The organism is Enterobacter roggenkampii, from assembly GCF_001729805.1.
Classification (GTDB): Bacteria; Pseudomonadota; Gammaproteobacteria; order Enterobacterales; family Enterobacteriaceae; genus Enterobacter; species Enterobacter roggenkampii.
The window spans coordinates 3,558,999-3,583,677 of sequence record NZ_CP017184.1 but is presented as its reverse complement, the minus strand read 5'-3'; the positions used below and the strand labels follow the sequence as shown (position 1 = coordinate 3,583,677).

General features: G+C 53.8%; 22 protein-coding genes, 1 tRNA gene, 3 rRNA genes and 1 other annotated feature. Of the genes, 17 read left to right on the top strand and 9 right to left on the bottom strand.

Going from position 1 to position 24,679, the window contains the following annotated elements; genetic code table 11:
- Positions 1-55 precede the first annotated feature (55 nt).
- From rpsP to BFV67_RS16765, 6 genes are all read left to right on the top strand, one after another.
- Positions 56-304: a 30S ribosomal protein S16 gene (gene rpsP / locus BFV67_RS16790; RefSeq protein WP_003863133.1), complete on the top strand. Its 249-nt coding sequence runs from the start codon at positions 56-58 to the stop codon at positions 302-304.
- A 15-nt stretch (positions 305-319) separates the two neighbouring features.
- Complete coding sequence (gene rimM / locus BFV67_RS16785) at positions 320-859, top strand: ribosome maturation factor RimM (RefSeq protein ID WP_021241995.1); 540 nt, start codon at positions 320-322, stop codon at positions 857-859.
- A 31-nt stretch (positions 860-890) separates the two neighbouring features.
- Positions 891-1,658, top strand: a complete 768-nt coding sequence (gene trmD / locus BFV67_RS16780) for a tRNA (guanosine(37)-N1)-methyltransferase TrmD (protein WP_008502493.1) — start codon at positions 891-893, stop codon at positions 1,656-1,658.
- Positions 1,659-1,701: 43 nt separating this feature from the next.
- Positions 1,702-2,049, top strand: coding sequence for a 50S ribosomal protein L19 (gene rplS, locus BFV67_RS16775; RefSeq protein ID WP_002914145.1), 348 nt, complete (start codon positions 1,702-1,704; stop codon positions 2,047-2,049).
- A gap of 132 nt (positions 2,050-2,181) precedes the next feature.
- The gene (locus tag BFV67_RS16770; protein ID WP_039025344.1) at positions 2,182-2,586 is read left to right on the top strand and encodes a DUF2946 domain-containing protein; all 405 of its coding nucleotides are present in this window, start codon (positions 2,182-2,184) and stop codon (positions 2,584-2,586) included.
- 36 nt (positions 2,587-2,622) lie between these two features.
- Entirely contained in the window at positions 2,623-3,993 is a 1,371-nt protein-coding gene (locus tag BFV67_RS16765) for a PepSY-associated TM helix domain-containing protein (RefSeq protein ID WP_069598689.1), read from the top strand.
- Positions 3,994-3,995: 2 nt separating this feature from the next.
- Here BFV67_RS16765 and BFV67_RS16760 read toward each other — a convergent pair whose 3' ends face one another.
- The 4 genes from BFV67_RS16760 to BFV67_RS16745 all read right to left on the bottom strand — a co-directional run bounded on the left by BFV67_RS16760 (position 3,996) and on the right by BFV67_RS16745 (position 6,771).
- Positions 3,996-4,481, bottom strand: coding sequence for an OmpA family protein (locus tag BFV67_RS16760; RefSeq protein WP_008502478.1), 486 nt, complete (start codon positions 4,479-4,481; stop codon positions 3,996-3,998).
- A 12-nt stretch (positions 4,482-4,493) separates the two neighbouring features.
- A complete protein-coding gene (gene dgcN, locus BFV67_RS16755) occupies positions 4,494-5,714 on the bottom strand; it encodes a diguanylate cyclase DgcN/YfiN (RefSeq protein WP_021241998.1) in 1,221 nt (406 codons plus the stop codon).
- The gene (gene yfiR, locus BFV67_RS16750; protein WP_021241999.1) at positions 5,707-6,258 is read right to left on the bottom strand and encodes a regulatory sequestration protein YfiR; all 552 of its coding nucleotides are present in this window, start codon (positions 6,256-6,258) and stop codon (positions 5,707-5,709) included. Before yfiR ends, dgcN begins: the two co-directional genes overlap by 8 nt.
- Positions 6,259-6,396: 138 nt before the next feature.
- Positions 6,397-6,771: a DUF2799 domain-containing protein gene (locus BFV67_RS16745; protein WP_008502475.1), complete on the bottom strand. Its 375-nt coding sequence runs from the start codon at positions 6,769-6,771 to the stop codon at positions 6,397-6,399.
- Positions 6,772-6,985: 214 nt separating this feature from the next.
- Here BFV67_RS16745 and aroF point away from each other — a divergent pair, with 214 nt between their 5' ends.
- From aroF to BFV67_RS16730, 3 genes are read left to right on the top strand one after another with little or no spacing between them, the layout of a single operon-like run.
- Positions 6,986-8,056, top strand: a complete 1,071-nt coding sequence (gene aroF, locus BFV67_RS16740) for a 3-deoxy-7-phosphoheptulonate synthase AroF (protein WP_069598688.1) — start codon at positions 6,986-6,988, stop codon at positions 8,054-8,056.
- Between the two features lie 10 nt (positions 8,057-8,066).
- Complete coding sequence (gene tyrA / locus BFV67_RS16735) at positions 8,067-9,188, top strand: bifunctional chorismate mutase/prephenate dehydrogenase (protein ID WP_008502473.1); 1,122 nt, start codon at positions 8,067-8,069, stop codon at positions 9,186-9,188.
- 60 nt (positions 9,189-9,248) lie between these two features.
- On the top strand, positions 9,249-10,121 hold the full coding sequence (locus BFV67_RS16730; protein ID WP_069598687.1) for an SMP-30/gluconolactonase/LRE family protein: 873 nt from the start codon (positions 9,249-9,251) through the stop codon (positions 10,119-10,121).
- Here BFV67_RS16730 and pheA read toward each other — a convergent pair.
- From pheA to bamD, 4 genes are all read right to left on the bottom strand, one after another.
- Positions 10,118-11,278 carry a bifunctional chorismate mutase/prephenate dehydratase gene (gene pheA, locus BFV67_RS16725; protein WP_021242003.1) on the bottom strand — a complete coding sequence of 387 codons (1,161 nt, stop codon included), beginning with the start codon at positions 11,276-11,278 and terminating at the stop codon, positions 10,118-10,120. The two genes, BFV67_RS16730 and pheA, sit on opposite strands and share 4 nt — an antisense overlap.
- A gap of 30 nt (positions 11,279-11,308) precedes the next feature.
- Positions 11,309-11,434: a sequence feature (Phe leader region), on the bottom strand.
- Positions 11,386-11,433 carry a pheA operon leader peptide PheL gene (gene pheL, locus BFV67_RS24260; protein WP_100249759.1) on the bottom strand — a complete coding sequence of 16 codons (48 nt, stop codon included), beginning with the start codon at positions 11,431-11,433 and terminating at the stop codon, positions 11,386-11,388. Its footprint overlaps the feature before it by 48 nt.
- Positions 11,435-11,544: 110 nt before the next feature.
- Positions 11,545-11,886: a ribosome-associated translation inhibitor RaiA gene (gene raiA, locus BFV67_RS16720; RefSeq protein ID WP_008502470.1), complete on the bottom strand. Its 342-nt coding sequence runs from the start codon at positions 11,884-11,886 to the stop codon at positions 11,545-11,547.
- A 268-nt stretch (positions 11,887-12,154) separates the two neighbouring features.
- Entirely contained in the window at positions 12,155-12,892 is a 738-nt protein-coding gene (gene bamD / locus BFV67_RS16715; protein ID WP_008502469.1) for an outer membrane protein assembly factor BamD, read from the bottom strand.
- Positions 12,893-13,023: 131 nt separating this feature from the next.
- Here bamD and rluD point away from each other — a divergent pair, with 131 nt between their 5' ends.
- The 8 genes from rluD to BFV67_RS16670 all read left to right on the top strand — a co-directional run bounded on the left by rluD (position 13,024) and on the right by BFV67_RS16670 (position 24,335).
- Complete coding sequence (rluD, locus tag BFV67_RS16710; protein ID WP_008502468.1) at positions 13,024-14,004, top strand: 23S rRNA pseudouridine(1911/1915/1917) synthase RluD; 981 nt, start codon at positions 13,024-13,026, stop codon at positions 14,002-14,004.
- Positions 14,001-14,732, top strand: coding sequence for a purine nucleoside phosphorylase YfiH (gene yfiH / locus BFV67_RS16705; RefSeq protein WP_069598686.1), 732 nt, complete (start codon positions 14,001-14,003; stop codon positions 14,730-14,732). Before rluD ends, yfiH begins: the two co-directional genes overlap by 4 nt.
- 129 nt (positions 14,733-14,861) lie before the next feature.
- Complete coding sequence (clpB, locus tag BFV67_RS16700) at positions 14,862-17,435, top strand: ATP-dependent chaperone ClpB (protein ID WP_069598685.1); 2,574 nt, start codon at positions 14,862-14,864, stop codon at positions 17,433-17,435.
- A gap of 427 nt (positions 17,436-17,862) precedes the next feature.
- Positions 17,863-19,404 (top strand): 16S ribosomal RNA (locus BFV67_RS16690).
- 85 nt (positions 19,405-19,489) lie between these two features.
- Positions 19,490-19,565: transfer RNA gene (locus BFV67_RS16685), tRNA-Glu, on the top strand.
- A gap of 182 nt (positions 19,566-19,747) precedes the next feature.
- Positions 19,748-22,652: ribosomal RNA gene (locus BFV67_RS16680) — 23S ribosomal RNA — on the top strand.
- Positions 22,653-22,717: 65 nt separating this feature from the next.
- Positions 22,718-22,833, top strand: a 5S ribosomal RNA gene (gene rrf, locus BFV67_RS16675).
- Together the 16S, 23S and 5S rRNA genes with 1 tRNA gene alongside form the textbook arrangement of a ribosomal RNA operon.
- Before the next feature lie 206 nt (positions 22,834-23,039).
- Entirely contained in the window at positions 23,040-24,335 is a 1,296-nt protein-coding gene (locus BFV67_RS16670) for an MFS transporter (protein ID WP_008502198.1), read from the top strand.
- On the opposite strand, the gene BFV67_RS16665 is transcribed toward BFV67_RS16670, so the two are convergent.
- A complete protein-coding gene (locus tag BFV67_RS16665) occupies positions 24,332-24,655 on the bottom strand; it encodes a YfiM family lipoprotein (RefSeq protein WP_008502197.1) in 324 nt (107 codons plus the stop codon). The genes BFV67_RS16670 and BFV67_RS16665 overlap by 4 nt on opposite strands.
- Between the last annotated feature and the right edge of the window lie 24 nt (positions 24,656-24,679).

Here is a 24,679-nt window from a genome sequence, read left to right as displayed (position 1 = left end):
CCCGGGCTCCGTTCCTCGATGGGGCCCGGTTGTTTTATTCACACAAGAGGATGTTATGGTAACTATTCGTTTAGCACGTCACGGCGCTAAAAAGCGTCCGTTCTACCAGGTTGTTGTGACTGACAGCCGTAATGCACGCAACGGTCGCTTCATCGAGCGCGTTGGTTTCTTCAACCCACTGGCCGCTGGCGCAGAAGAAGAAACTCGTCTGGATCTGGATCGTATCGCTCACTGGGTTGGCCAGGGCGCTACTGTTTCCGATCGCGTTGCTACGCTGATCAAAGCAGCAAACAAAGCAGCTTAATCTGTCACGGTGGTCATGATGAGCAATAAAGCACCTGTTGAACCGATCGTATTGGGAAAAATGGGTTCTTGCTACGGTATCCGTGGTTGGCTCAGAGTGTTTTCCTCCACTGAAGACGCTGATAGCATTTTTAATTACCAGCCCTGGTTTATCCAGAAAGGCGGTAAGTGGGAAGAGGTCGAGCTGGAAAGCTGGCGTCACCACAATCAGGACATCATCATCAAGCTGAAAGGCGTTGACGATCGTGATGCCGCGAATGCGCTGACTAATTGTGAAATTGTCGTGGATTCGTCGCAGTTGCCACAGCTGGAAGAGGGCGACTACTACTGGAAAGACCTTATGGGTTGCCAGGTAGTCACTACTGAAGGCTACAGCCTGGGGAAAGTCATCGATATGATGGAAACCGGGTCAAATGACGTTCTCGTCATTAAGGCAAACCTGAAAGATGCATTTGGCATCAAGGAGCGGTTGGTTCCGTTCCTCGATGGACAGGTTATCAAGAAAGTCGATCTCACTACTCAAACCATTGAAGTAGATTGGGATCCTGGTTTTTAAATTCTCCGGATAAACGGTAAAAGACGGCGCTATGTGGATTGGCATAATTAGCCTGTTTCCTGAAATGTTCCGCGCGATTACCGATTACGGGGTAACTGGCCGGGCAGTAAAGAATGGCCTGCTGAGCATCCAGAGCTGGAGTCCGCGTGACTTTACTCATGACCGGCACCGTACCGTGGACGATCGTCCTTACGGCGGCGGACCGGGGATGCTAATGATGGTGCAACCCTTACGGGACGCCATTCACACAGCAAAAGCCGCGGCAGGTGAAGGCGCAAAGGTGATTTATCTGTCACCTCAGGGACGCAAGCTTGATCAAGCGGGCGTCAGCGAACTGGCGACGAATCAAAAGCTGATTCTGGTCTGTGGTCGCTACGAAGGGATAGATGAGCGTGTAATTCAAACCGAGATTGACGAAGAATGGTCTATCGGCGATTACGTTCTCAGCGGTGGTGAGTTACCCGCAATGACGCTGATTGACTCCGTCGCCCGGTTCATTCCGGGAGTACTGGGCCATGAAGCTTCGGCAACGGAAGATTCCTTTGCCGATGGGTTGCTGGACTGTCCACACTATACCCGTCCTGAAGTGTTAGAAGGGATGGAAGTCCCGGCAGTGTTACTGTCAGGAAACCATGCCGAGATACGTCGCTGGCGTTTGAAGCAGTCGCTGGGCCGAACCTGGCTTAGAAGACCTGAACTTCTGGAAAACCTGGCTCTGACTGAAGAGCAAGCAAAGTTGCTGGCCGAGTTCAAAACTGAACACGCGCAACAGCAGCATGAACATGATGGGAATGCGTAATACGCTCCCGAATATCAGTTTACCCAGGATAAGAGATTAAATTATGAGCAACATTATTAAGCAACTTGAACAAGAGCAGATGAAGCAGGACGTACCTTCCTTCCGTCCAGGTGACACCGTGGAAGTGAAAGTATGGGTTGTTGAAGGTTCCAAAAAACGTCTGCAGGCATTCGAGGGCGTGGTTATCGCTATTCGTAACCGCGGTCTGCACTCTGCATTCACTGTTCGTAAAATTTCCAACGGCGAAGGCGTTGAGCGTGTCTTCCAGACTCACTCTCCGGTAGTTGACAGCATTGCTGTTAAACGTCGTGGTGCTGTACGTAAAGCTAAACTGTACTACCTGCGTGAGCGTACTGGTAAGTCTGCTCGTATTAAAGAGCGTCTGAACTAAGATTCGCTTAAGCGACATCCTGTTAGAAAGGGCTGGCCGAAAGGCTGGCCCTTTTTTTATCCCATCGCACCTCTCGCGTTAACCCTTTTGTCATAAATCATTTACAATGCTTGCCTCTTGTATGGAGGGGAAGTGGATAACATACTGCATCAGAATAGCTGGAAACGCGCAGCGGCATTGACCGCGCTGTTTGCGATCCTGCTGATCGTGGTAGCACCCCTGATCTCCGTCTCATTGCAGAAAGATCCCATGAGCGCCATGCCGGGCATGCATCATGACATGAGCATGATGTCGATGGACGAGCATCACGGCGATATGCCACACACGATGCCCGTCGACCATGCGGAAGCGTGCGGCTACTGCGTGCTGTTAGCGCATGTCCCTGGCGTGATGCTGGCGCTCATCGTCCTGCTCAGCGTGGTGCTGCAGAGGCTTCGCGTTAAGCCGCCGCGTCAGGCGGTCAAGCACTGGCACTTTTTCCCCTGGCTTTACCCTGATACCCGCGCGCCGCCGCGGCAGTCTGCTTTTTCCCTTTAAAAATATCGATAACTTTTTGCCTTAAAAAGGAAAAGTATGACTACCTGCACCTCGCGCGCGGCATGGGGAAACCTGCTGCGTCGCCTTCATTTCTACGTTGGGCTGTTTGTCGGCCCGTTTATCTTCTTCGCCGCGCTAACCGGGACGCTGTATGTGGCGACCCCACAGCTGGAAAACGCACTCTACCGGCACGCGCTCCACACGGATTCTATAGGCGAGCCACTGCCTCTGGCGGAACAAATCGCCGTGGCGGAAAAAACCGTTGGATCAGATTTACGTTTGCACGCCGTTCGTCCGGGGCTGGTTGAGGGCGAAACCACCCGCGTGATGTTCGCTGACCCGAAACTTGGGCCATCGGAGAACCGGGCTATCTTTATCGATCCGGTAAGCCTGACGGTGCTGGGAGATCTGACGGTATACGGCACCAGCGGGATTTTACCCCTGCGTCAGACCATTGATTACCTGCATACTTCCCTGATGCTGGGCGACGTTGGGCGCCTCTACAGCGAGCTTGCGGCCTCGTGGATGTGGGTTGCCGCGCTGGGCGGTATTGCCCTGTGGTGTTATACCCGACCCAAACGACGGATCAACAATCGCTTCCAGAACCGGCGTCGGGTACACGTGACGCTGGGCTGGAGCCTGCTGGGTGGAATGCTGCTGTTCTCCGCAACCGGCCTGACCTGGTCCCAGTGGGCTGGCGGAAACGTGGATAAGCTGCGTGCAGAGATGAACTGGCTCACCCCGCAGGTGAACACGACGCTATCCGGCCAACATGAGGTCATGGATGAACATGCCGAACACCGCGGTCATCACGGTGGAATGGTGATGCCCGATATGGCGATGGATTTGACGCAGTTTGACGGCGTGTTAAGCGCGGCGCGTAACGCGGGTATTGATGCCGGCAAGCTGGAGATCCGCCCGGCGAAAACGAGGGATCGCGCCTGGACCGTGACGGAAATCGATCGCAGCTGGCCAACTCAGGTGGACGCCGTGGCGGTTGATCCTCATACGATGCAGGTTCTGGACAGGACCCGATTCGAGGATTTTCCGCTAATGGCAAAACTGACCCGCTGGGGCGTGGATTTCCATATGGGGATCTTATTCGGCCTCGCAAATCAGCTGCTGCTGGTTGCGTTCGGCCTTGCCCTGTGCGTGCTCATTATCTGGGGATACCGGATGTGGTGGATGCGTCGTCCGGCGCAATCGGCTGTGAGTCCGGTACAGACGCTTTGCCAGAGCTGGCTTGCCTTGTCAGTGTGGGGAAGAGGCGTTACGGTGTTAATCAGCGTACTGTTGGGGCTGGCCCTGCCGGTCATGGGCGTGAGTCTGGCGCTGTTTGTTCTGGTGGACTGGCTGCGCTGGCGAGCGGCAACCAGGGTGACGCTCGCCGAATCATCCGCTAAATAGCCTTATGGCGTGCTGATTACCACTGCGACGCGGCGGTTTTCAGCGCGCCCTTGTGAGGTACTGTTGCTCGCAACCGGGTATTTTTGACCTAATCCCCGCGTGGTGAGATTGCTGCGCGGGATGTTTGCCCCCTTCGCCCAGGCATCGGCCACGGCGTTAGCGCGTTTTAACGAGAGCGCTTCGTTGTAGCTCTCTTCCCCGTAGTTATCCGTGTGACCGTCCATTCGCGCGTGGGTCAGGCCGGTTTCCGCCAGGCGAGAGGCCATGGACTGGATCTGCGTTTCACTCTCCGATCGCAGCCTGGCGTCATTTTTATCAAACAGGATGGTGTCCGACATCCCAAGCGACCAGTCACCGTTCAGTTCGTTAAAACCGTAAGACTTCATCGCCGCAATTTGCTCAGGAGTGAATTTGCCTTCCGGCGGCGACTGGCAGCCTGCCAGAACCAGTGAGGCCAGTACTAAGGGCGCGAAGTAACGTTTTAACATAGTGTATCCTTTCTAACTTATTGTTTTCGTACGCTGGTTTTTAACCTGGTACATGTTGCGGTCAGCCCTCTCCAGTAATGCTTCCACGGAAGTATTTTCCCACGCCAGAGCAAAGCCAATGCTGAGTGACATCGATGCTTTTTGTCCGTTATGAAGATCAAACGGACGGATAAACTGCTGCGAAAGCGCAGCACAAATATGTTGAACCTCAAGCTCAGAGTGCACGCCGTACAGCACCATGGCAAATTCGTCACCGCCAAGGCGGTAGGACTGATGACGTTTGTCGCCAAACTCCATCATTCTGCTGGCGACTTCGATCAGCACGCAGTCTCCTGCCGCGTGTCCCCAGGTGTCGTTAATAAACTTAAAATTATCACCGTCGAGGAAGAGCAGGGCCGAGTTGGTTCTGGCTGAAGGGTCATTCATTAATGCCGCAATGCTGTTACGAAACGCTGCGCGGTTGGCAAGACCGGTAAGCGGGTCGTGCATGGCGGTCCGCAACAGCTGGGCATTTTTCGCCTGAAGCTTCAGCTGCCACTCTTCCATTTCATCCAGAAGACTATTGAAGTCTTCGCCAAACTGGTGAAATTCTTCGATACGGCCGTCTTTCACCCGGCGGGAGAAATTTCGGTTCGTGCGCACGTCATGCACGACGTCGGTAATGTTCTGCAGGGCCGTGACCATTCCACGATGCAAAGACTGGGTAATGACGAGCGCGACCACGGCGGCAAAGAGAATGCAGCCGGTCAGTACGGCAAACGACGTCCAGATGAAATGACTGATCAGACTGTCACGCGCGGTAAGGCGGATTTCGCCGATCGTTAAGCCGTTATGCATGATGGGCTGCGCAACCGGTACGGGGAAAAGCCAGCGGCTGACCAGCGCGCCCAGCGTGTCGTTGTTATCTTCCGGGTTCCAGGACCAGTAGGCGAACCGCTTTTTATGCGCATTAATCACCTCCGCCGCGGCAAACTGCCCCTGTTTGCCCAGGGCGGCAAGCGTTTCGTTGGCCGCCAGCGAGTCGTTGAAAACCAGCGAGGCTTCCAGGCTGTGGCTCATTGTGGCGCCGGTTAATTCGAGATTCTTTTGCGCGTATTGTTTTAACGTCACAACGGAAGCAAAACAGAGCAACAGCCATATTAACGTCATCGTGATAATGACGCTTATCATGCTGTTTCGCCTCAACGTTCTTTTAAACGTCGGACGTGGCGTTGAAGTGAAATCTTTATCCATGCTGCTTATTCCGTGCCAGCATTAATACATCCGGATTGACTCTTACGCCACTGCGCGTCAATGCATCCAGGTTGACGGAGAACCGGACCTGGCCGCGATCGATCATCAGGCAAAAGGCACTGCCAATTACACATTCCGGATTTTGCTCTGAGATTAATAGCAATGCTCTGCCCTGATATTGGCTTATTAATTCAAGTTGTTTTGCCGGTGATTCAGACCCGAAATAAATCGCATCGCACGTCGCGGCCAGGGCTTCCCGATCGTTATGTACAATAGCGGGAGTATAGGGTAACTCGTTGTGCCCTTCGTCGCCGCTAAGCGCGTGCGTATAGTGAGAAGTGGCATAGATGCAGAGTTTAGGTTGCCCGGATAGTGACGGCCATCGCGTATAGCTCACAATGCCTGAGACTATCGAGCGTACCGATTTATCCGTTTCCGTGAGCGTGCCTGCCGTCGCTGGGCCCACCATAATGAACAGCATTAACACCAGAGTGAGTCGGAAAAAAGAGATCAAGAATAAATTTCTCACCAGAATCCGCCACATCGCTCTGGAAATAGATGTCCTTAAGAGTTGCGGGCAGAATACCATTGTTTGTCAGAGCCGTCATTATGTCAGAAATAGCCTCAGGTCAACCTAAGCTAAATCCTACTGTTGTTTATTTTCCGGTGGTTAAAAGCAGACTTAATTGAGTCTGCTGGAGCGCATACTTTCATCCATCCCTTTTTGCCATGACGCACGTAGTTTTGCCGCGTTTTCAGCAGTATCGCAACTGGCAGGGAAAGATTTGCCCGCTAATCCCCAGGCGTGAATAAACCCTTCTTCGCAGACTCTCTTCTGACCATCGGCATAGCCGCGAAGATATTCACTACGATCAACGTGGGTGTCGTTAAAACTATCGGCCAGGGTCTGGTTATCTTTAACCGGCAGGCCATTCATGGCGTCTTCTTTACCGGCATCAAACCAGGATGGACTGGTCCAGTCGGGCTGGAAGGTATAAGGATTGATCTGGCAGCCCGTTAAAAACAGCGACAACAGCGTGAGAGCAATTGAACGCATAGCCATTCTCCTTTTTACTTCAGCATAGCCTGGCTTAAGAAAGTATGTCTGTAATTTAAACTTTACGTTTTTGACGGCTGATTTTTGCAATAAATTGGCTGCTGTAAATTAATGTGTACGTATTTTGGATTGAAATGTTTACTTTTTATGGTATCGTGGTTTCACCTCATTGAGGAAAACAACTATCGCAAACGAGCTTTACAGGATCGCCATCATGCAAAAAGACGCGCTGAACAACGTACATATCACTGACGAACAGGTTTTAATTACTCCGGATCAGCTGAAAGCAGAATTTCCGCTGAGCGTCGCGCAGGAGGCTCAGATTGAGCACTCGCGCCAGACCATTTCTGACATCATCGCCGGCCGCGATCCGCGCCTGCTGGTGGTGTGTGGTCCTTGCTCTATTCACGATCCTGAAACCGCCATTGAGTACGCTCGTCGATTTAAAGCATTAGCGGAGGAGGTCAGCGATAGCCTCTACCTGGTGATGCGCGTCTATTTTGAGAAGCCACGTACTACCGTTGGCTGGAAAGGGTTGATTAACGATCCGCACATGGATGGCTCGTTTGATGTGGAAGCAGGCCTGAAGATTGCGCGTCGCCTGCTGGTGGAACTGGTCAGCATGGGGCTGCCGCTGGCAACCGAAGCGCTGGATCCGAACAGCCCGCAATACCTTGGCGATCTGTTCAGCTGGTCCGCGATTGGCGCGCGTACCACGGAATCGCAAACCCACCGCGAGATGGCGTCTGGCCTGTCGATGCCGGTTGGTTTTAAAAACGGTACCGATGGCAGCCTGGCGACGGCGATCAACGCAATGCGCGCGGCTGCCATGCCGCACCGTTTCGTCGGTATCAACCAGGCGGGCCAGGTCTGCCTCCTGCAAACGCAGGGCAACCCGGACGGGCACGTGATCCTGCGCGGCGGGAAAACCCCGAACTACAGCCCGGCGGACGTGGCGCAGTGTGAAAAAGAGATGGAGCAGGCGGGACTGCGCCCGGCACTGATGGTAGATTGCAGTCATGGTAATTCGAATAAAGATTACCGTCGTCAGCCTGCGGTTGCGGAATCCGTGGTCGCCCAGATCAAAGATGGCAACCGTTCGATTATCGGTCTGATGATTGAGAGCAATATTCATGAAGGCAATCAATCATCTGAACAACCGCGCAGTGCCATGAAGCACGGCGTCTCCGTGACGGATGCCTGCATCAGCTGGGAGACCACCGATGCACTGCTGCGTGAGATTCATAAAGATTTAAGCGGCCAGCTGGCGACGCGTCTGGCTTAAGAGGGTAGTTATGGTTGCTGAATTGACCGCACTGCGCGATCAAATTGATGAAGTGGATAAGGCGCTGCTGGATCTGCTGGCGCGCCGCATGGCGCTGGTTGCCGAAGTCGGTGAGGTGAAAAGCAAATACGGCCTGCCGATTTACGTCCCGGAGCGCGAAGCCTCTATGCTCGCCTCCCGTCGCAAAGAGGCGCAGGCGCTGGGCGTTTCGCCGGACTTGATTGAGGATGTTCTGCGTCGCGTGATGCGAGAGTCCTATTCTAGTGAAAACGACAAGGGCTTCAAAACCCTCTGTCCGACCCTGCGTCCGGTGGTGATTGTCGGCGGGGCAGGACAGATGGGGCGCCTGTTTGAAAAAATGCTGACGCTTTCTGGCTATCAGGTGCGCATTCTGGAAAAAGAGGACTGGGCGCAGGCGCCGGAGCTCATGAAAGATGCCGGGATGGTTATCGTCAGCGTGCCGATCCACGTGACGGAGCAGATCGTCGGGAAGCTTCCTCCTTTACCGAAAGACTGTATCCTGGTGGATCTGGCCTCCGTCAAAAATGGTCCGCTGCAGGCAATGCTGGCTGCGCATACCGGGCCGGTGCTGGGTCTGCACCCGATGTTTGGTCCGGACAGCGGCAGCCTGGCTAAGCAGGTGGTGGTTTACTGCGACGGTCGTCAGCCGGAAGCCTATCAGTGGTTCCTGGAACAGATTCAGGTATGGGGCGCGCGACTGCACCGCATCAGCGCGGTTGAGCACGACCAGAACATGGCGTTCATTCAGGCGCTGCGCCACTTTGCCACGTTTGCCTACGGCCTGCATCTGGCGGAAGAGAACGTGCAGCTTGAACAGCTGCTGGCGCTCTCTTCACCTATCTATCGTCTGGAACTGGCGATGGTCGGGCGTCTGTTCGCGCAGGATCCGCAGCTGTACGCGGACATTATTATGTCTTCCGAAAACAACCTGGCACTGATCAAGCGCTACTATCAGCGCTTTGGGGAAGCCATTACGCTGCTTGAGCACGGAGACAAGCAGGCGTTTATCGATAGCTTCCGCAAGGTCGAGCACTGGTTTGGCGATTATGCGCAGCGTTTCCAGAATGAGAGCCGGACGTTGTTGCGCCAGGCAAATGACAGTCGCCAGTAATGCGATGATGTATATACTGAAAGCCAGCAATGCTGGCTTTTTTCATTTTGGGGAACTGTCATGGCTGAACCGCAGCTGCTGTTGAATTACACCGGGCATTTGCCTGAATGCCCGACGTGGAGCGCCGAAGAGCAGGCGCTCTACTGGGTCGATATTCTGGAAGGCGAGATCCACCGCTACCATCTGCCGACGGCGGAACACACCGTACTCTCTTTCCACGAGGAGGTGGGGTGTTTCGCGCTGCGTGAGCAGGGTGGTTTTATCGTTGCGATGCGAACGGGTATCTGGCTGACCGATAAACACGGCCTGCTGCGCCGCAAGGTGTGTGATAACCCCTCTAACCCGCAGCTGGCGCGTTTTAACGATGGAGGCACCGACCATCTGGGCCGGTTCTATGCGGGCACGTTCTGGGGGCCGGGAGATTACAACGGCGCCCTGCTGATGCGCATCGACAACGACCTGACGCCGAAGGTGATCCAGTGCGATATCCACGGGCATAACGGCCTGGCGTTTAGCCCGGATAAGCAGTGGATGTTTACCTCAGACACGCCAAACGGTGTGATCTACCGTACCCCGCTTGATGAGCAGGGCGAACCGGGTAAGCGAGAGGTGTTTCGTCAGTTTAAAGAGGGCGAAGGGATACCCGACGGCGCGGCTATGGATGTGGAAGGCTGCTACTGGAGCGCGCTGTTTGACGGCTGGCGCATCGCGCGTTTTTCACCGCTAGGGGAGCAGCTGGAAGAGTATCGCATGCCGGTGCGTTGCCCGACGATGGTCTGCTTTGGCGGCGATGACATGAAAACGCTGTTTATTACCACCACGCGGGAGAATATGGAGGCGGAGGAGGTGGCGAAATATCCGCTTTCCGGGGCCATCTTCTCCCTGCCGGTGAGCGTGGCAGGGATGAAGAAAAGCCGTTTTATCGAACGTTAGATTGGATCGACCGGGACGACGTTTTCGCTCGGATAGCAGCCCAGCACTTTCATAGAGCGGGTGATTTCGCCCAGCTCGCGCAGGGCTTTCTGCATGGAAGCAGACTCCAGGTTGGCCTGGATATCAAGATAGAACATCTCTTCCCACGGGTTACCGTGGATTGGGCGCGATTCCAGCCGGGTCATGATCAGGTTGTGATTACGCAGTACCAGCAGAGCTTCAACCAGCGCACCGGCCTGTTGGCCGGTGGCCATCAGCAGCGTGGTCTTGGCCGGTACCTGGTCAGACACATTGATTGCCTTGCGGGCCAGCACCACGAAGCGGGTAATATTTTGCGTCTGGTTCGCCAGGTTGCGTTCCAGCACCTGTAAACCATACAGCGCGCCGCCCGCTTCGCTGCCGAGCGCCGCGACGGTGGGGGAGTTCGCCTGGGCCACTTTTTCCATCGCCGCCGAGGTGCTTTCGGTGTACTCAATTTTCCAGTTCGGATAACGGTTCAGGAACTGGCTGCACTGCTGGAACGGCTGCGGGTGGCTGTAGACCGTTTCGATCGTGTTCAGGTCCGTTGAACCGGAGACCAGCACGCAATGATCGATAGGGATCGTCAGCTCGCCGACCAGCGACAGGCTGGTGTGCTGCAGCAAATCGTAGACGTCGTTGATGGCGCCGGAGCTGGTGTTTTCAATCGGCACCACGGCGTAATCCGCCTGGCCGGTCTCGACCTGGTTAAAAATGTCGGCAAACTTCGCGCAGCCGCTTTCAATAAATTCTTCGAAATGGCGAGCGGCATACTGACGCGCGGCCAGGTGAGAATAGGAGCCCTTTGGCCCGAGGAAAGCGATACGCGCAGAGTGCGGATTGGTTTTATTGAGATGCTGCTGGAGTAGTGCTTGCTGGGTCAGAACGGAGTCTTCGATGATGAGCTGGAACAGCCGGGTGATGTAGTGGGCATCGAGATGATGCGCTTTGCCGAGCTGAATGAGACGTTCCAGCAGATCCCGCTCGCGGTCGATATCACGGACCGGACGATGGGAGTCCAGCTTGGCTTTACCCACTTCAACGGCAAGGGCGCGGCGTTCGGCCAGCAGCGCCAGCAGTTTCTCATCCAGCGCGCTGATTTTTACGCGCAGATCCAGTAACGGGTTTTCCGGTGTCATAGTGTTGCCTGTCTCATCTTATCGTTATCAATAAAAAAGGCCCCCCGGTGTGGGAGGCCTTGTTGTTCGTCTTCGCATTCTTTATCACACGACGAAACGCCTCCCGTTCAGGGGAAGGTAAAAAAGAATGCGAAGAAGAACGGCGTAAGTTTCATAAAGTCATCCTGTGAGTGATACCGTTAAAGTACCCGTACTGTTTTCACCCTGTCAATAAAAAACAAAAAACGCGCCCGAAGGCGCGTTGGCGGTACACTCAATTTAAAGGATTACTCTTCTTCAACTTCTTCCGCGAAGCTGGCGTCTTTCACCGACGTTGTGGCGCGACGGGCTTCACCTTTGTGTTGCACTTTATTGAGCTGCCGTTCCAGCTTGTTGATCAAATCGTTAATTGCGGTGTACATATCCTCATGTTTTGCGCTGGCGACCAGATGGCCGTTTGGAGTATTGATAGTTGCGTCAGCGATGAAACCCTGCGGCTCCTTGGACAGGATGATATGTGGATTAATCAAATGTGTTTGCCATTTATCCAGTTTGGCGAGACGGTCTGCGACGTGCTGGCGAATTGCCGGAGTAATTTCCATTTGTTTACTGGTAATGTTCATTGTCATAAATTTTACCTCTTGTCTTTCCGTCTTGGTGATTCCAGCATACCCGACCTAATGTCAAAATGTGTGATTTAGATCACGTTATTTTGTCGGTTTTTGTCAGGGAATCTTTTTTGTGAGGCAGGGCAGGAAGAGGTGAGATTTACCTTGTAGAAGGCAAAAATTGAGGCCATAGTTGACTGGATGTGTTGAGGCTAACGCGCTTCAGCGACGCTCAGAAACGAATAAAAAAACGGCAGCCTTCGGGCTGCCGTTTTGCATTGAGGCAAAATCAGGTGTTGCTGCTGTTCGCGGCGATGATTTTCGCCACTTTTTCAGCCTGAGCGGTCATCTGCATCTGACGGTAAGCATTTTCCATCAGCTTCAGGCCGTCGCGCGTAGCCTGAGTATCCGGGTAATCACGCAGCATACCTTCTACGCGGTTAACCACGGCAACCCATGCGCCACGGCGGGTATAGTAGTCCGCCACGGAGTATTCATATTTCGCCAGACGATCTTTCAGGAACACCAGACGCTTGGTGGCGTCGGTCACGTACTGGCTGTTTGGATAGCCGCGCACCAGTTTAGAGAAGTCATTGAAGGCATCACGCGCATGCTGCGGGTCACGGTCGGAACGATCCACGCCGAAGAAGCCCTGCAGCGCACTGTCGTCCAGCGCCATGTTGGTGAGCCCGCGCATGTACATCACGTAGTCGATGTTAGGATGAGTCGGGTTCAGACGCATGAAACGATCGATGGTTGCCTGAGCCAGCGGCAGATCGGCATTTTTATAGTATGCGTAGATGAGATCTAACTGTACCTGCTGCGAATACGGACCAAATGGATAGCGATTATCCAACGCTTCCAGTTGCGTTATCGCCTGTTTCCAGTTACCGTCCTGCAACTTTTGTTGTGCAGTCGCATAGATTTCATTCGGCGGATTGTCAGGGACCTGTTCATTTGAACCGGAGCAGCCCACCAAAGCCAGGCTCAACGTGGCCGCTGCCACCAGATATTTCATGCGCGTCATGACGTTTTGACTTTCCTCAAATGTTTGTCCGGGAGAAACTCTGTTCCTGCTCCCGATTAAGACCAGCTACAATAGCACACTATATTAAACGGCAAAGCCGTAAAACCCAACGTTAAACGAAGAAGCAGTTTATGGCACAACGAGTAGAACTCACCGCAACAGTCTCCGAAAATCAGCTCGGTCAACGCTTAGATCAGGCTTTGGCCGAATTGTTCCCTGATTATTCGCGTTCACGCATAAAAGAATGGATCCTTGACCAGCGCGTGATGGTAAACGGCAAGATCTGGGACAAACCAAAAGAGAAAGTGTTAGGTGGGGAAGCTGTCGCCATCAATGCTGAAATCGAAGAGGAAATTCGCTTCGAGCCGCAGGATATCCCACTGGACATCGTCTATGAAGATGATGACATTCTGGTGATCAACAAGCCGCGCGACCTGGTTGTTCATCCGGGCGCGGGAAACCCTGACGGTACGGTACTTAACGCACTTCTCCATTACTATCCGCCGATCGCGGATGTCCCGCGCGCGGGCATCGTGCACCGTCTGGATAAAGACACTACCGGTCTGATGGTGGTGGCGAAGACCGTTCCTGCTCAGACCCGTCTGGTGGAGTCGCTGCAGCTGCGCGAAATCACCCGTGAATATGAAGCGGTAGCCATTGGACATATGACTTCTGGCGGGACGGTGGAAGAGCCCATTAGCCGTCACCCGACCAAGCGTACCCATATGTCGGTGCATCCGATGGGTAAACCGGCGGTGACGCATTACCGCATTATGGAGCACTTCCGTATTCATACGCGCCTGCGTCTGCGTCTGGAGACCGGACGTACTCACCAGATCCGCGTGCATATGGCCCACATTACCCATCCGCTGGTGGGGGATCAGGTCTACGGTGGTCGTCCGCGTCCGCCTAAAGGCGCGTCGGATGAGTTCATCAGCGTATTGCGTAAATTCGATCGTCAGGCGCTGCACGCGACCATGCTGCGTCTTTATCACCCTATCACCGGTATTCAGATGGAGTGGCATGCGCCTATCCCGCAGGATATGGTGGACCTTATTGATGCCATGCGTGCTGATTTCGAAGAACATAAGGATCAAGTGGACTGGTTATGACCAAACTGATTGTCCCGGACTGGCCATTGCCTGCCGGCGTGGCTGCCTGCAGTTCAACCCGCACTGGCGGTGTGAGCCAGGGCGCGTGGGCGTCGTTGAACCTCGGCGCACACTGTGGCGATAACCTGGAACACGTGGAAGAGAACCGCAGGCGTCTGTTTGCAGCGGGGAACCTGCCGTCGAAACCGGTCTGGCTGGAACAGGTTCATGGCAAGGCGGTGCTGAAGCTGACGGGAGAGCCCTATGCTTCCAAACGCGCTGATGCCTCTTACAGCAATACGCCGGGAACCGTTTGTGCCGTAATGACCGCCGATTGTCTGCCAGTGCTGTTCTGCAACCGTGCAGGCACCGAGGTGGCTGCAGCGCACGCGGGCTGGCGTGGACTGTGTGAAGGCGTGCTGGAAGAAACCGTCGCCTGCTTTAAGGATGAGCCCGCCAATATTATGGCCTGGCTTGGCCCGGCCATTGGTCCTCGCGCTTTTGAAGTGGGGCCGGAGGTTCGCGAAGCCTTTATGGATAAAGATCCGCAAGCGGTGGACGCCTTCCTGCCTTCGGGGGATAAATATCTGGCCGATATTTATCAGCTTGCTCGTCAGCGCCTGAACCGCGTCGGCATAACGCAGATCTTCGGCGGCGATCGCTGTACATTCACCGAAAAGGGTGATTTTTTCTCTTATCGCCGCGACAAGACGACGGGCCGTATGGCAAGTTTCATTTGGCTGATATAACCTAAAGAATCAAGACGATCCGGCACGTGCCGTTTTCTTTTCACATAATTCAGGTCATTAACCTTGAATAATTGAGGGATGACCTCATTTAATCTCCAGTAGCAAATTTGACCTGTTATGGGAGGAGTTATGCGTCTGGATCGTCTTACTAATAAATTCCAGCTTGCTCTCGCCGATGCCCAGTCCCTCGCACTGGGGCACGACAACCAATTTATCGACCCTCTTCATTTAATGAGCGCCTTGTTGAATCAGGAAGGGGGATCGGTACGTCCGTTATTAACGTCCGCTGGCATTAATGCTGGCCAGTTACGCACCGCTATCGATCAGGCGCTGAGCCGTTTACCGCAGGTCGAAGGGACCGGCGGCGACGTTCAGCCGTCGCAGGATCTGGTGCGCGTCCTGAACCTTTGCGACAAGCTGGCGCAAAAACGTGGGGACAATTTTATTTCGTCAGAGCTGTTTGTTCTGGCGGCGCTTGAATCACGCGGTACCTTGACCGACCTGCTGAAATCTGCCGGTGCGACCACCGCCAATGTGACTCAGGCGATTGAGAACATGCGCGGAGGTGAAAGCGTGAACGATCAGGGAGCCGAAGACCAACGTCAGGCTTTGAAGAAATTTACGGTCGATCTGACCGAGCGTGCTGAACAGGGCAAACTTGACCCGGTGATCGGCCGTGATGAAGAAATCCGCCGTACCATTCAGGTACTGCAACGTCGTACCAAGAACAACCCGGTACTGATAGGTGAACCGGGTGTCGGTAAAACCGCCATCGTTGAAGGGCTGGCGCAGCGTATTGTGAACGGTGAAGTGCCGGAAGGCCTGAAAGGCCGCCGCGTACTGGCGCTGGACATGGGCGCGCTGGTGGCCGGTGCGAAATACCGCGGTGAGTTTGAAGAGCGTCTGAAAGGCGTGCTGAACGATCTGGCGAAACAGGAAGGTAACGTCATCCTGTTTATCGACGAGCTGCACACCATGGTCGGTGCCGGTAAGGCAGACGGCGCAATGGATGCCGGGAACATGCTGAAACCTGCACTGGCGCGCGGTGAACTTCACTGCGTCGGTGCCACCACGCTGGATGAGTACCGTCAGTACATTGAGAAAGATGCTGCGCTGGAACGTCGTTTCCAGAAAGTGTTTGTTGCCGAGCCAAGCGTTGAAGATACCATCGCCATCCTGCGTGGTCTGAAAGAGCGCTATGAACTGCACCACCATGTGCAGATCACTGACCCGGCCATCGTTGCGGCGGCGACGCTTTCGCATCGTTATATTGCTGACCGTCAGCTGCCGGATAAAGCGATCGACCTGATTGATGAAGCGGCGTCGAGCATTCGTATGCAGATTGACTCGAAGCCGGAAGAGCTGGACCGACTCGACCGTCGCATCATTCAGCTCAAGCTGGAACAGCAGGCGCTGAAGAAAGAGTCTGATGAAGCCAGTAAGAAACGTCTCGATATGCTCAATGAAGAGCTGGACGATAAAGAGCGCCAGTATTCTGAGCTTGAAGAAGAGTGGAAAGCCGAGAAAGCCTCCCTTTCCGGTACGCAGACCATTAAAGCTGAACTCGAACAGGCAAAAATTGCCATTGAGCAGGCTCGACGCGTGGGCGACCTGGCGCGGATGTCAGAGCTGCAGTATGGCAAAATCCCTGAGCTGGAAAAACAGCTTGAGATTGCGACGCAGTCAGAAGGAAAAACGATGCGTCTGTTACGTAATAAAGTGACGGATGCCGAGATTGCGGAAGTGCTTGCCCGCTGGACCGGTATTCCGGTGGCGCGCATGCTGGAAGGCGAGCGTGAAAAACTGCTGCGCATGGAGAACGATCTCCACAATCGCGTGATTGGCCAGAACGAAGCGGTTGAAGCGGTTTCGAATGCTATTCGTCGTAGCCGTGCAGGGCTGTCCGATCCGAACCGTCCGATTGGTTCATTCCTGTTCCTGGGGCCGACGGGTGTCGGTAAAACCGAGCTGTGCAAAGCGCTGGCTAACTTTATGTTCGACAGCGACGATGCGATGGTGCGTATCGACATGTCCGAGTTTATGGAGAAACACTCCGTCTCGCGTCTGGTCGGGGCGCCTCCTGGATATGTGGGTTATGAAGAAGGTGGGTACCTGACAGAAGCGGTGCGTCGTCGTCCTTATTCCGTCATCCTGCTGGATGAAGTGGAGAAAGCGCATCCGGATGTGTTCAACATTCTGCTTCAGGTGCTGGACGATGGTCGTCTGACCGACGGGCAGGGGAGAACGGTCGACTTCCGTAATACGGTTGTCATTATGACGTCGAACCTGGGTTCCGATTTGATTCAGGAACGTTTCGGTGAACTGGACTACAGCCACATGAAGGATCTGGTGCTGGGTGTGGTAAGCCATAACTTCCGTCCGGAGTTCATCAACCGTATTGATGAAGTGGTGGTATTCCATCCTCTGGGTGAGAAACACATCGCGTCGATTGCGCAGATTCAGCTGCAGCGTCTGTACAAACGTCTGGAAGAGCGTGGATACGAAATTCACATCTCCGACGATGCGCTGAAACTGCTGAGTAAGAATGGTTACGATCCGGTGTACGGTGCGCGTCCATTGAAACGTGCTATCCAGCAGCAGATCGAAAACCCGCTGGCGCAGCAGATCCTCTCCGGGGAACTGGTTCCTGGTAAAATTATCCGTCTGGAAGCCAACGACGATCGCATTGTGGCAGTGCAGTAAGTCACAAAACGCAAAAACGAGCCGCTTGCGGCTCGTTTTTGTTTAAAAACCAGGCGAAAATTGAGGTCTGGAGTGAGGTTTGCCTGGAAAGTGAGCAGTCAGTAAATAATTTTCACTTTATCCTTGCAGGTTCGGAATTACTCCCTATAATGCGCCTCCACTGACACGGAACAACGGCACACACGCCGCCGGGTCAGCAGAGAATAGCGAAAATAAACGCTTGACTCTGAAGCGGGAAAGCGTAATATGCACACCCCGCGCCGCAGCGAAAACGAAGCGGCACTGCTCTTTAACAATTTATCAGACAATCTGTGTGGGCACTCAAAGTGACATGGATTCTTAATGTCTTCGGACAATAAATGAATACCAAGTCTCTGAGTGAACATACGTAATTCATTACGAAGTTTAATTCACGAGCATCAAACTTAAATTGAAGAGTTTGATCATGGCTCAGATTGAACGCTGGCGGCAGGCCTAACACATGCAAGTCGAGCGGCAGCGGAAAGTAGCTTGCTACTTTGCCGGCGAGCGGCGGACGGGTGAGTAATGTCTGGGAAACTGCCTGATGGAGGGGGATAACTACTGGAAACGGTAGCTAATACCGCATAACGTCGCAAGACCAAAGAGGGGGACCTTCGGGCCTCTTGCCATCAGATGTGCCCAGATGGGATTAGCTAGTAGGTGGGGTAACGGCTCACCTAGGCGACGATCCCTAGCTGGTCTGAGAGGATGACCAGCCACACTGGAACTGAGACACGGTCCAGACTCCTACGGGAGGCAGCAGTGGGGAATATTGCACAATGGGCGCAAGCCTGATGCAGCCATGCCGCGTGTATGAAGAAGGCCTTCGGGTTGTAAAGTACTTTCAGCGGGGAGGAAGGCGTTGAGGTTAATAACCTCAGCGATTGACGTTACCCGCAGAAGAAGCACCGGCTAACTCCGTGCCAGCAGCCGCGGTAATACGGAGGGTGCAAGCGTTAATCGGAATTACTGGGCGTAAAGCGCACGCAGGCGGTCTGTCAAGTCGGATGTGAAATCCCCGGGCTCAACCTGGGAACTGCATTCGAAACTGGCAGGCTAGAGTCTTGTAGAGGGGGGTAGAATTCCAGGTGTAGCGGTGAAATGCGTAGAGATCTGGAGGAATACCGGTGGCGAAGGCGGCCCCCTGGACAAAGACTGACGCTCAGGTGCGAAAGCGTGGGGAGCAAACAGGATTAGATACCCTGGTAGTCCACGCCGTAAACGATGTCGACTTGGAGGTTGTGCCCTTGAGGCGTGGCTTCCGGAGCTAACGCGTTAAGTCGACCGCCTGGGGAGTACGGCCGCAAGGTTAAAACTCAAATGAATTGACGGGGGCCCGCACAAGCGGTGGAGCATGTGGTTTAATTCGATGCAACGCGAAGAACCTTACCTACTCTTGACATCCAGAGAACTTTCCAGAGATGGATTGGTGCCTTCGGGAACTCTGAGACAGGTGCTGCATGGCTGTCGTCAGCTCGTGTTGTGAAATGTTGGGTTAAGTCCCGCAACGAGCGCAACCCTTATCCTTTGTTGCCAGCGGTCCGGCCGGGAACTCAAAGGAGACTGCCAGTGATAAACTGGAGGAAGGTGGGGATGACGTCAAGTCATCATGGCCCTTACGAGTAGGGCTACACACGTGCTACAATGGCGCATACAAAGAGAAGCGACCTCGCGAGAGCAAGCGGACCTCATAAAGTGCGTCGTAGTCCGGATTGGAGTCTGCAACTCGACTCCATGAAGTCGGAATCGCTAGTAATCGTAGATCAGAATGCTACGGTGAATACGTTCCCGGGCCTTGTACACACCGCCCGTCACACCATGGGAGTGGGTTGCAAAAGAAGTAGGTAGCTTAACCTTCGGGAGGGCGCTTACCACTTTGTGATTCATGACTGGGGTGAAGTCGTAACAAGGTAACCGTAGGGGAACCTGCGGTTGGATCACCTCCTTACCTTAAAGAACCTGCCTTTGTAGTGCTCACACAGATTGTCTGATGAAAAGTAAATAGCAAGGCGTCTTGCGATTGAGACTTCAGTGTCCCCTTCGTCTAGAGGCCCAGGACACCGCCCTTTCACGGCGGTAACAGGGGTTCGAATCCCCTAGGGGACGCCACTTGCTGGTTCGTGAGTGAAAGTCACCTGCCGTCATATCTCAAAACTGACTTGCGAGTCACGTTTGAGATATTTGCTCTTTAAAAATCTGGATCAAGCTGAAAATTGAAACGACACATCTTAATGGTGTGTTCGAGTCTCTCAAATTTTCGCAATCAGAAGTGAAACATCTTCGGGTTGTGAGGTTAAGCGACTAAGCGTACACGGTGGATGCCCTGGCAGTCAGAGGCGATGAAGGACGTGCTAATCTGCGAAAAGCGCCGGCGAGGTGATATGAACCTTTGACCCGGCGATGTCCGAATGGGGAAACCCAGTGTGTTCCGACACACTATCGTTAACTGAATACATAGGTTAACGAGGCGAACCGGGGGAACTGAAACATCTAAGTACCCCGAGGAAAAGAAATCAACCGAGATTCCCCCAGTAGCGGCGAGCGAACGGGGAGCAGCCCAGAGTCTGAATCAGCTTGTGTGTTAGTGGAAGCGTCTGGAAAGTCGCACGGTACAGGGTGACAGTCCCGTACACGAAAGCACACAGGTTGTGAACTCAAAGAGTAGGGCGGGACACGTGGTATCCTGTCTGAATATGGGGGGACCATCCTCCAAGGCTAAATACTCCTGACTGACCGATAGTGAACCAGTACCGTGAGGGAAAGGCGAAAAGAACCCCGGCGAGGGGAGTGAAATAGAACCTGAAACCGTGTACGTACAAGCAGTGGGAGCACCTTCGTGGTGTGACTGCGTACCTTTTGTATAATGGGTCAGCGACTTATATTCTGTAGCAAGGTTAACCGTATAGGGGAGCCGAAGGGAAACCGAGTCTTAACTGGGCGTTAAGTTGCAGGGTATAGACCCGAAACCCGGTGATCTAGCCATGGGCAGGTTGAAGGTTGGGTAACACTAACTGGAGGACCGAACCGACTAATGTTGAAAAATTAGCGGATGACTTGTGGCTGGGGGTGAAAGGCCAATCAAACCGGGAGATAGCTGGTTCTCCCCGAAAGCTATTTAGGTAGCGCCTCGTGAACTCATCTTCGGGGGTAGAGCACTGTTTCGGCTAGGGGGCCATCCCGGCTTACCAACCCGATGCAAACTACGAATACCGAAGAATGTTATCACGGGAGACACACGGCGGGTGCTAACGTCCGTCGTGAAGAGGGAAACAACCCAGACCGCCAGCTAAGGTCCCAAAGTCATGGTTAAGTGGGAAACGATGTGGGAAGGCACAGACAGCCAGGATGTTGGCTTAGAAGCAGCCATCATTTAAAGAAAGCGTAATAGCTCACTGGTCGAGTCGGCCTGCGCGGAAGATGTAACGGGGCTAAACCATGCACCGAAGCTGCGGCAGCGACACTATGTGTTGTTGGGTAGGGGAGCGTTCTGTAAGCCGTTGAAGGTGGCCTGTGAGGGTTGCTGGAGGTATCAGAAGTGCGAATGCTGACATAAGTAACGATAAAGCGGGTGAAAAGCCCGCTCGCCGGAAGACCAAGGGTTCCTGTCCAACGTTAATCGGGGCAGGGTGAGTCGACCCCTAAGGCGAGGCCGAAAGGCGTAGTCGATGGGAAACAGGTTAATATTCCTGTACTTGGTGTTACTGCGAAGGGGGGACGGAGAAGGCTATGTTAGCCGGGCGACGGTTGTCCCGGTTTAAGCATGTAGGCGGAACGATTAGGTAAATCCGGTCGTTTTTTAACGCTGAGGTGTGATGACGAGGCACTACGGTGCTGAAGTAACAAATGCCCTGCTTCCAGGAAAAGCCTCTAAGCATCAGGTAACATCAAATCGTACCCCAAACCGACACAGGTGGTCAGGTAGAGAATACCAAGGCGCTTGAGAGAACTCGGGTGAAGGAACTAGGCAAAATGGTGCCGTAACTTCGGGAGAAGGCACGCTGATATGTAGGTGAAGCCCCTGCGGGTGGAGCTGAAATCAGTCGAAGATACCAGCTGGCTGCAACTGTTTATTAAAAACACAGCACTGTGCAAACACGAAAGTGGACGTATACGGTGTGACGCCTGCCCGGTGCCGGAAGGTTAATTGATGGGGTTAGCGGCAACGCGAAGCTCTTGATCGAAGCCCCGGTAAACGGCGGCCGTAACTATAACGGTCCTAAGGTAGCGAAATTCCTTGTCGGGTAAGTTCCGACCTGCACGAATGGCGTAATGATGGCCAGGCTGTCTCCACCCGAGACTCAGTGAAATTGAACTCGCTGTGAAGATGCAGTGTACCCGCGGCAAGACGGAAAGACCCCGTGAACCTTTACTATAGCTTGACACTGAACACTGGTCCTTGATGTGTAGGATAGGTGGGAGGCTTTGAAGTGTGGACGCCAGTCTGCATGGAGCCGTCCTTGAAATACCACCCTTTAATGGCTGGTGTTCTAACGTAGACCCGTAATCCGGGTTGCGGACAGTGTCTGGTGGGTAGTTTGACTGGGGCGGTCTCCTCCCAAAGAGTAACGGAGGAGCACGAAGGTTAGCTAATCCTGGTCGGACATCAGGAGGTTAGTGCAATGGCATAAGCTAGCTTGACTGCGAGAGTGACGGCTCGAGCAGGTGCGAAAGCAGGTCATAGTGATCCGGTGGTTCTGAATGGAAGGGCCATCGCTCAACGGATAAAAGGTACTCCGGGGATAACAGGCTGATACCGCCCAAGAGTTCATATCGACGGCGGTGTTTGGCACCTCGATGTCGGCTCATCACATCCTGGGGCTGAAGTAGGTCCCAAGGGTATGGCTGTTCGCCATTTAAAGTGGTACGCGAGCTGGGTTTAGAACGTCGTGAGACAGTTCGGTCCCTATCTGCCGTGGGCGCTGGAGAATTGAGGGGGGCTGCTCCTAGTACGAGAGGACCGGAGTGGACGCATCACTGGTGTTCGGGTTGTCATGCCAATGGCACTGCCCGGTAGCTAAATGCGGAAAAGATAAGTGCTGAAAGCATCTAAGCACGAAACTTGCCCCGAGATGAGTTCTCCCTGAGACTTTAAGTCTCCTGAAGGAACGTTGAAGACGACGACGTTGATAGGTCGGGTGTGTAAGCGCAGCGATGCGTTGAGCTAACCGATACTAATGAACCGTGAGGCTTAACCTTACAACGCCGAAGATGTTTTGGCGAAGAGACAGATTTTCAGCTTTGATACAGATTAACAGAATTTGCCTGGCGGCTTTAGCGCGGTGGTCCCACCTGACCCCATGCCGAACTCAGAAGTGAAACGCCGTAGCGCCGATGGTAGTGTGGGGTCTCCCCATGTGAGAGTAGGGAACTGCCAGGCATCAATTAGAAGAACCCCGTACCGGAAGGTGCGGGGTTTTTTGCTTTTATCTCCATCCTGGCCTTTCTCTTAATCCCTTATCCTGCTAATGGAATGTGTGATCCCTGTCGCAATGTTATTTATAACAAAATTATAACATTTCATTTACGAGGTTATTGAGCCTTCTGGCTCAATACGCCGCAGTTTATGGCAGGAGCATAATCACAATGACAGAAAGCATGACATCACACGGGACGCTGGCTCACAGTGATACCCGAAGAAGGGTATGGGCAATCATCAGCGCCTCTTCAGGGAATCTGGTTGAATGGTTCGACTTTTACGTCTACTCATTCTGTTCACTCTACTTCGCACATATTTTCTTCCCATCCGGCAACACCACTACACAGCTGCTACAAACGGCTGGGGTTTTTGCCGCAGGATTTTTAATGCGACCCATCGGGGGCTGGCTGTTCGGCCGTATTGCGGATCGTCGAGGGCGTAAGGCCTCGATGCTGATCTCGGTGTGTATGATGTGCTTTGGCTCGCTGGTGATCGCCTGCTTACCGGGATATGAATCGATTGGCACCTGGGCACCGGCGCTACTTTTGCTGGCCCGCTTATTTCAGGGATTATCGGTGGGCGGTGAATACGGTACCAGTGCGACCTACATGAGCGAAATTGCACTGGAAGGCCGTAAAGGTTTTTACGCCTCATTCCAGTACGTCACACTGATTGGCGGTCAACTGCTGGCCATTCTTGTGGTGGTGATCCTGCAGCAGATTTTGACGGACGAACAACTTCATGCCTGGGGATGGCGAATTCCTTTCGCAATGGGGGCAGTGCTGGCGATTGTCGCACTTTGGCTACGCCGTCAGTTAGATGAAACCTCTCAGAAAGAGGTCCGGATGCTGAAGGAGGCGGGAACATTCAAAGGGTTATGGCGTAACCGCAAAGCTTTCCTGATGGTGCTGGGCTTCACTGCGGGCGGCTCTCTCAGTTTTTATACTTTCACCACCTATATGCAAAAGTACCTGGTGAATACCACCGGCATGCACGCCAACGTCGCCAGTGTGGTCATGACCGCGGCGCTGTTTGTCTTTATGCTCATACAGCCGATCGTCGGTGCGCTCTCGGACAAAATTGGCCGACGTACCTCAATGCTCATTTTTGGCGGATTATCGGCATTATGTACCGTTCCCATTCTGACAGCGCTTCAGCATGTCTCTTCACCGTATGCCGCCTTTGCGCTGGTTATGGTGGCGATGGTGATTGTCAGTTTCTATACCTCCATCAGTGGGATACTGAAAGCCGAGATGTTCCCGGCGCAGGTCCGCGCGTTAGGGGTAGGGCTCTCTTATGCGGTAGCCAACGCGGTGTTTGGCGGATCGGCGGAGTACGTCGCGCTGTCGCTTAAATCATGGGGAAGCGAAACGACATTCTTCTGGTACGTAACGGGAATGGGGGCACTGGCGTTTGTTGTCTCCCTGATGCTGCATCGCAAAGGGAAAGGCATTCGACTTTAATAGCGCGCCATCTGCCATACGGCATAACCGGTCGTTGCGCCGGCGACATCCCAGGCGAAATCTTTCCAGCTCCAGCCGCTCCCTGCGGGGCGGCTATCCCACAGTTCTTTTGATGCCCCAAGACCTACTGAGAACATCAACCCGATCGCCGCGCTACGATCCCGGCTGTATCCCTGGTGCTGGGCATATTCATTACCGGCTGCGGACAACATCGCGGAAGCGAGGAAATGCTGTGCTTTGTCCTGTCCGGACCAGCTATCGTTAGCCATATGGCTACAGCCACTCAGGAAGAGCACACTCAGTACCAGAGGAATACGCATCAACGGGCTCCATAAAAAAGCCCT

Coding starts and splice junctions, on each gene's coding strand:
- rpsP (WP_003863133.1), top strand. CDS start 56: ATGGTAACTATTCGTTTAGCACGTCACGGCGCTAAAAAGCGTCCGTTC.
- rimM (WP_021241995.1), top strand. CDS start 320: ATGATGAGCAATAAAGCACCTGTTGAACCGATCGTATTGGGAAAAATG.
- trmD (WP_008502493.1), top strand. CDS start 891: ATGTGGATTGGCATAATTAGCCTGTTTCCTGAAATGTTCCGCGCGATT.
- rplS (WP_002914145.1), top strand. CDS start 1,702: ATGAGCAACATTATTAAGCAACTTGAACAAGAGCAGATGAAGCAGGAC.
- BFV67_RS16765 (WP_069598689.1), top strand. CDS start 2,623: ATGACTACCTGCACCTCGCGCGCGGCATGGGGAAACCTGCTGCGTCGC.
- BFV67_RS16760 (WP_008502478.1), bottom strand. CDS start 4,481: ATGTTAAAACGTTACTTCGCGCCCTTAGTACTGGCCTCACTGGTTCTG.
- dgcN (WP_021241998.1), bottom strand. CDS start 5,714: ATGGATAAAGATTTCACTTCAACGCCACGTCCGACGTTTAAAAGAACG.
- yfiR (WP_021241999.1), bottom strand. CDS start 6,258: ATGTGGCGGATTCTGGTGAGAAATTTATTCTTGATCTCTTTTTTCCGA.
- BFV67_RS16745 (WP_008502475.1), bottom strand. CDS start 6,771: ATGCGTTCAATTGCTCTCACGCTGTTGTCGCTGTTTTTAACGGGCTGC.
- aroF (WP_069598688.1), top strand. CDS start 6,986: ATGCAAAAAGACGCGCTGAACAACGTACATATCACTGACGAACAGGTT.
- tyrA (WP_008502473.1), top strand. CDS start 8,067: ATGGTTGCTGAATTGACCGCACTGCGCGATCAAATTGATGAAGTGGAT.
- BFV67_RS16730 (WP_069598687.1), top strand. CDS start 9,249: ATGGCTGAACCGCAGCTGCTGTTGAATTACACCGGGCATTTGCCTGAA.
- pheA (WP_021242003.1), bottom strand. CDS start 11,278: ATGACACCGGAAAACCCGTTACTGGATCTGCGCGTAAAAATCAGCGCG.
- raiA (WP_008502470.1), bottom strand. CDS start 11,886: ATGACAATGAACATTACCAGTAAACAAATGGAAATTACTCCGGCAATT.
- bamD (WP_008502469.1), bottom strand. CDS start 12,892: ATGACGCGCATGAAATATCTGGTGGCAGCGGCCACGTTGAGCCTGGCT.
- rluD (WP_008502468.1), top strand. CDS start 13,024: ATGGCACAACGAGTAGAACTCACCGCAACAGTCTCCGAAAATCAGCTC.
- yfiH (WP_069598686.1), top strand. CDS start 14,001: ATGACCAAACTGATTGTCCCGGACTGGCCATTGCCTGCCGGCGTGGCT.
- clpB (WP_069598685.1), top strand. CDS start 14,862: ATGCGTCTGGATCGTCTTACTAATAAATTCCAGCTTGCTCTCGCCGAT.
- BFV67_RS16670 (WP_008502198.1), top strand. CDS start 23,040: ATGACAGAAAGCATGACATCACACGGGACGCTGGCTCACAGTGATACC.
- BFV67_RS16665 (WP_008502197.1), bottom strand. CDS start 24,655: ATGCGTATTCCTCTGGTACTGAGTGTGCTCTTCCTGAGTGGCTGTAGC.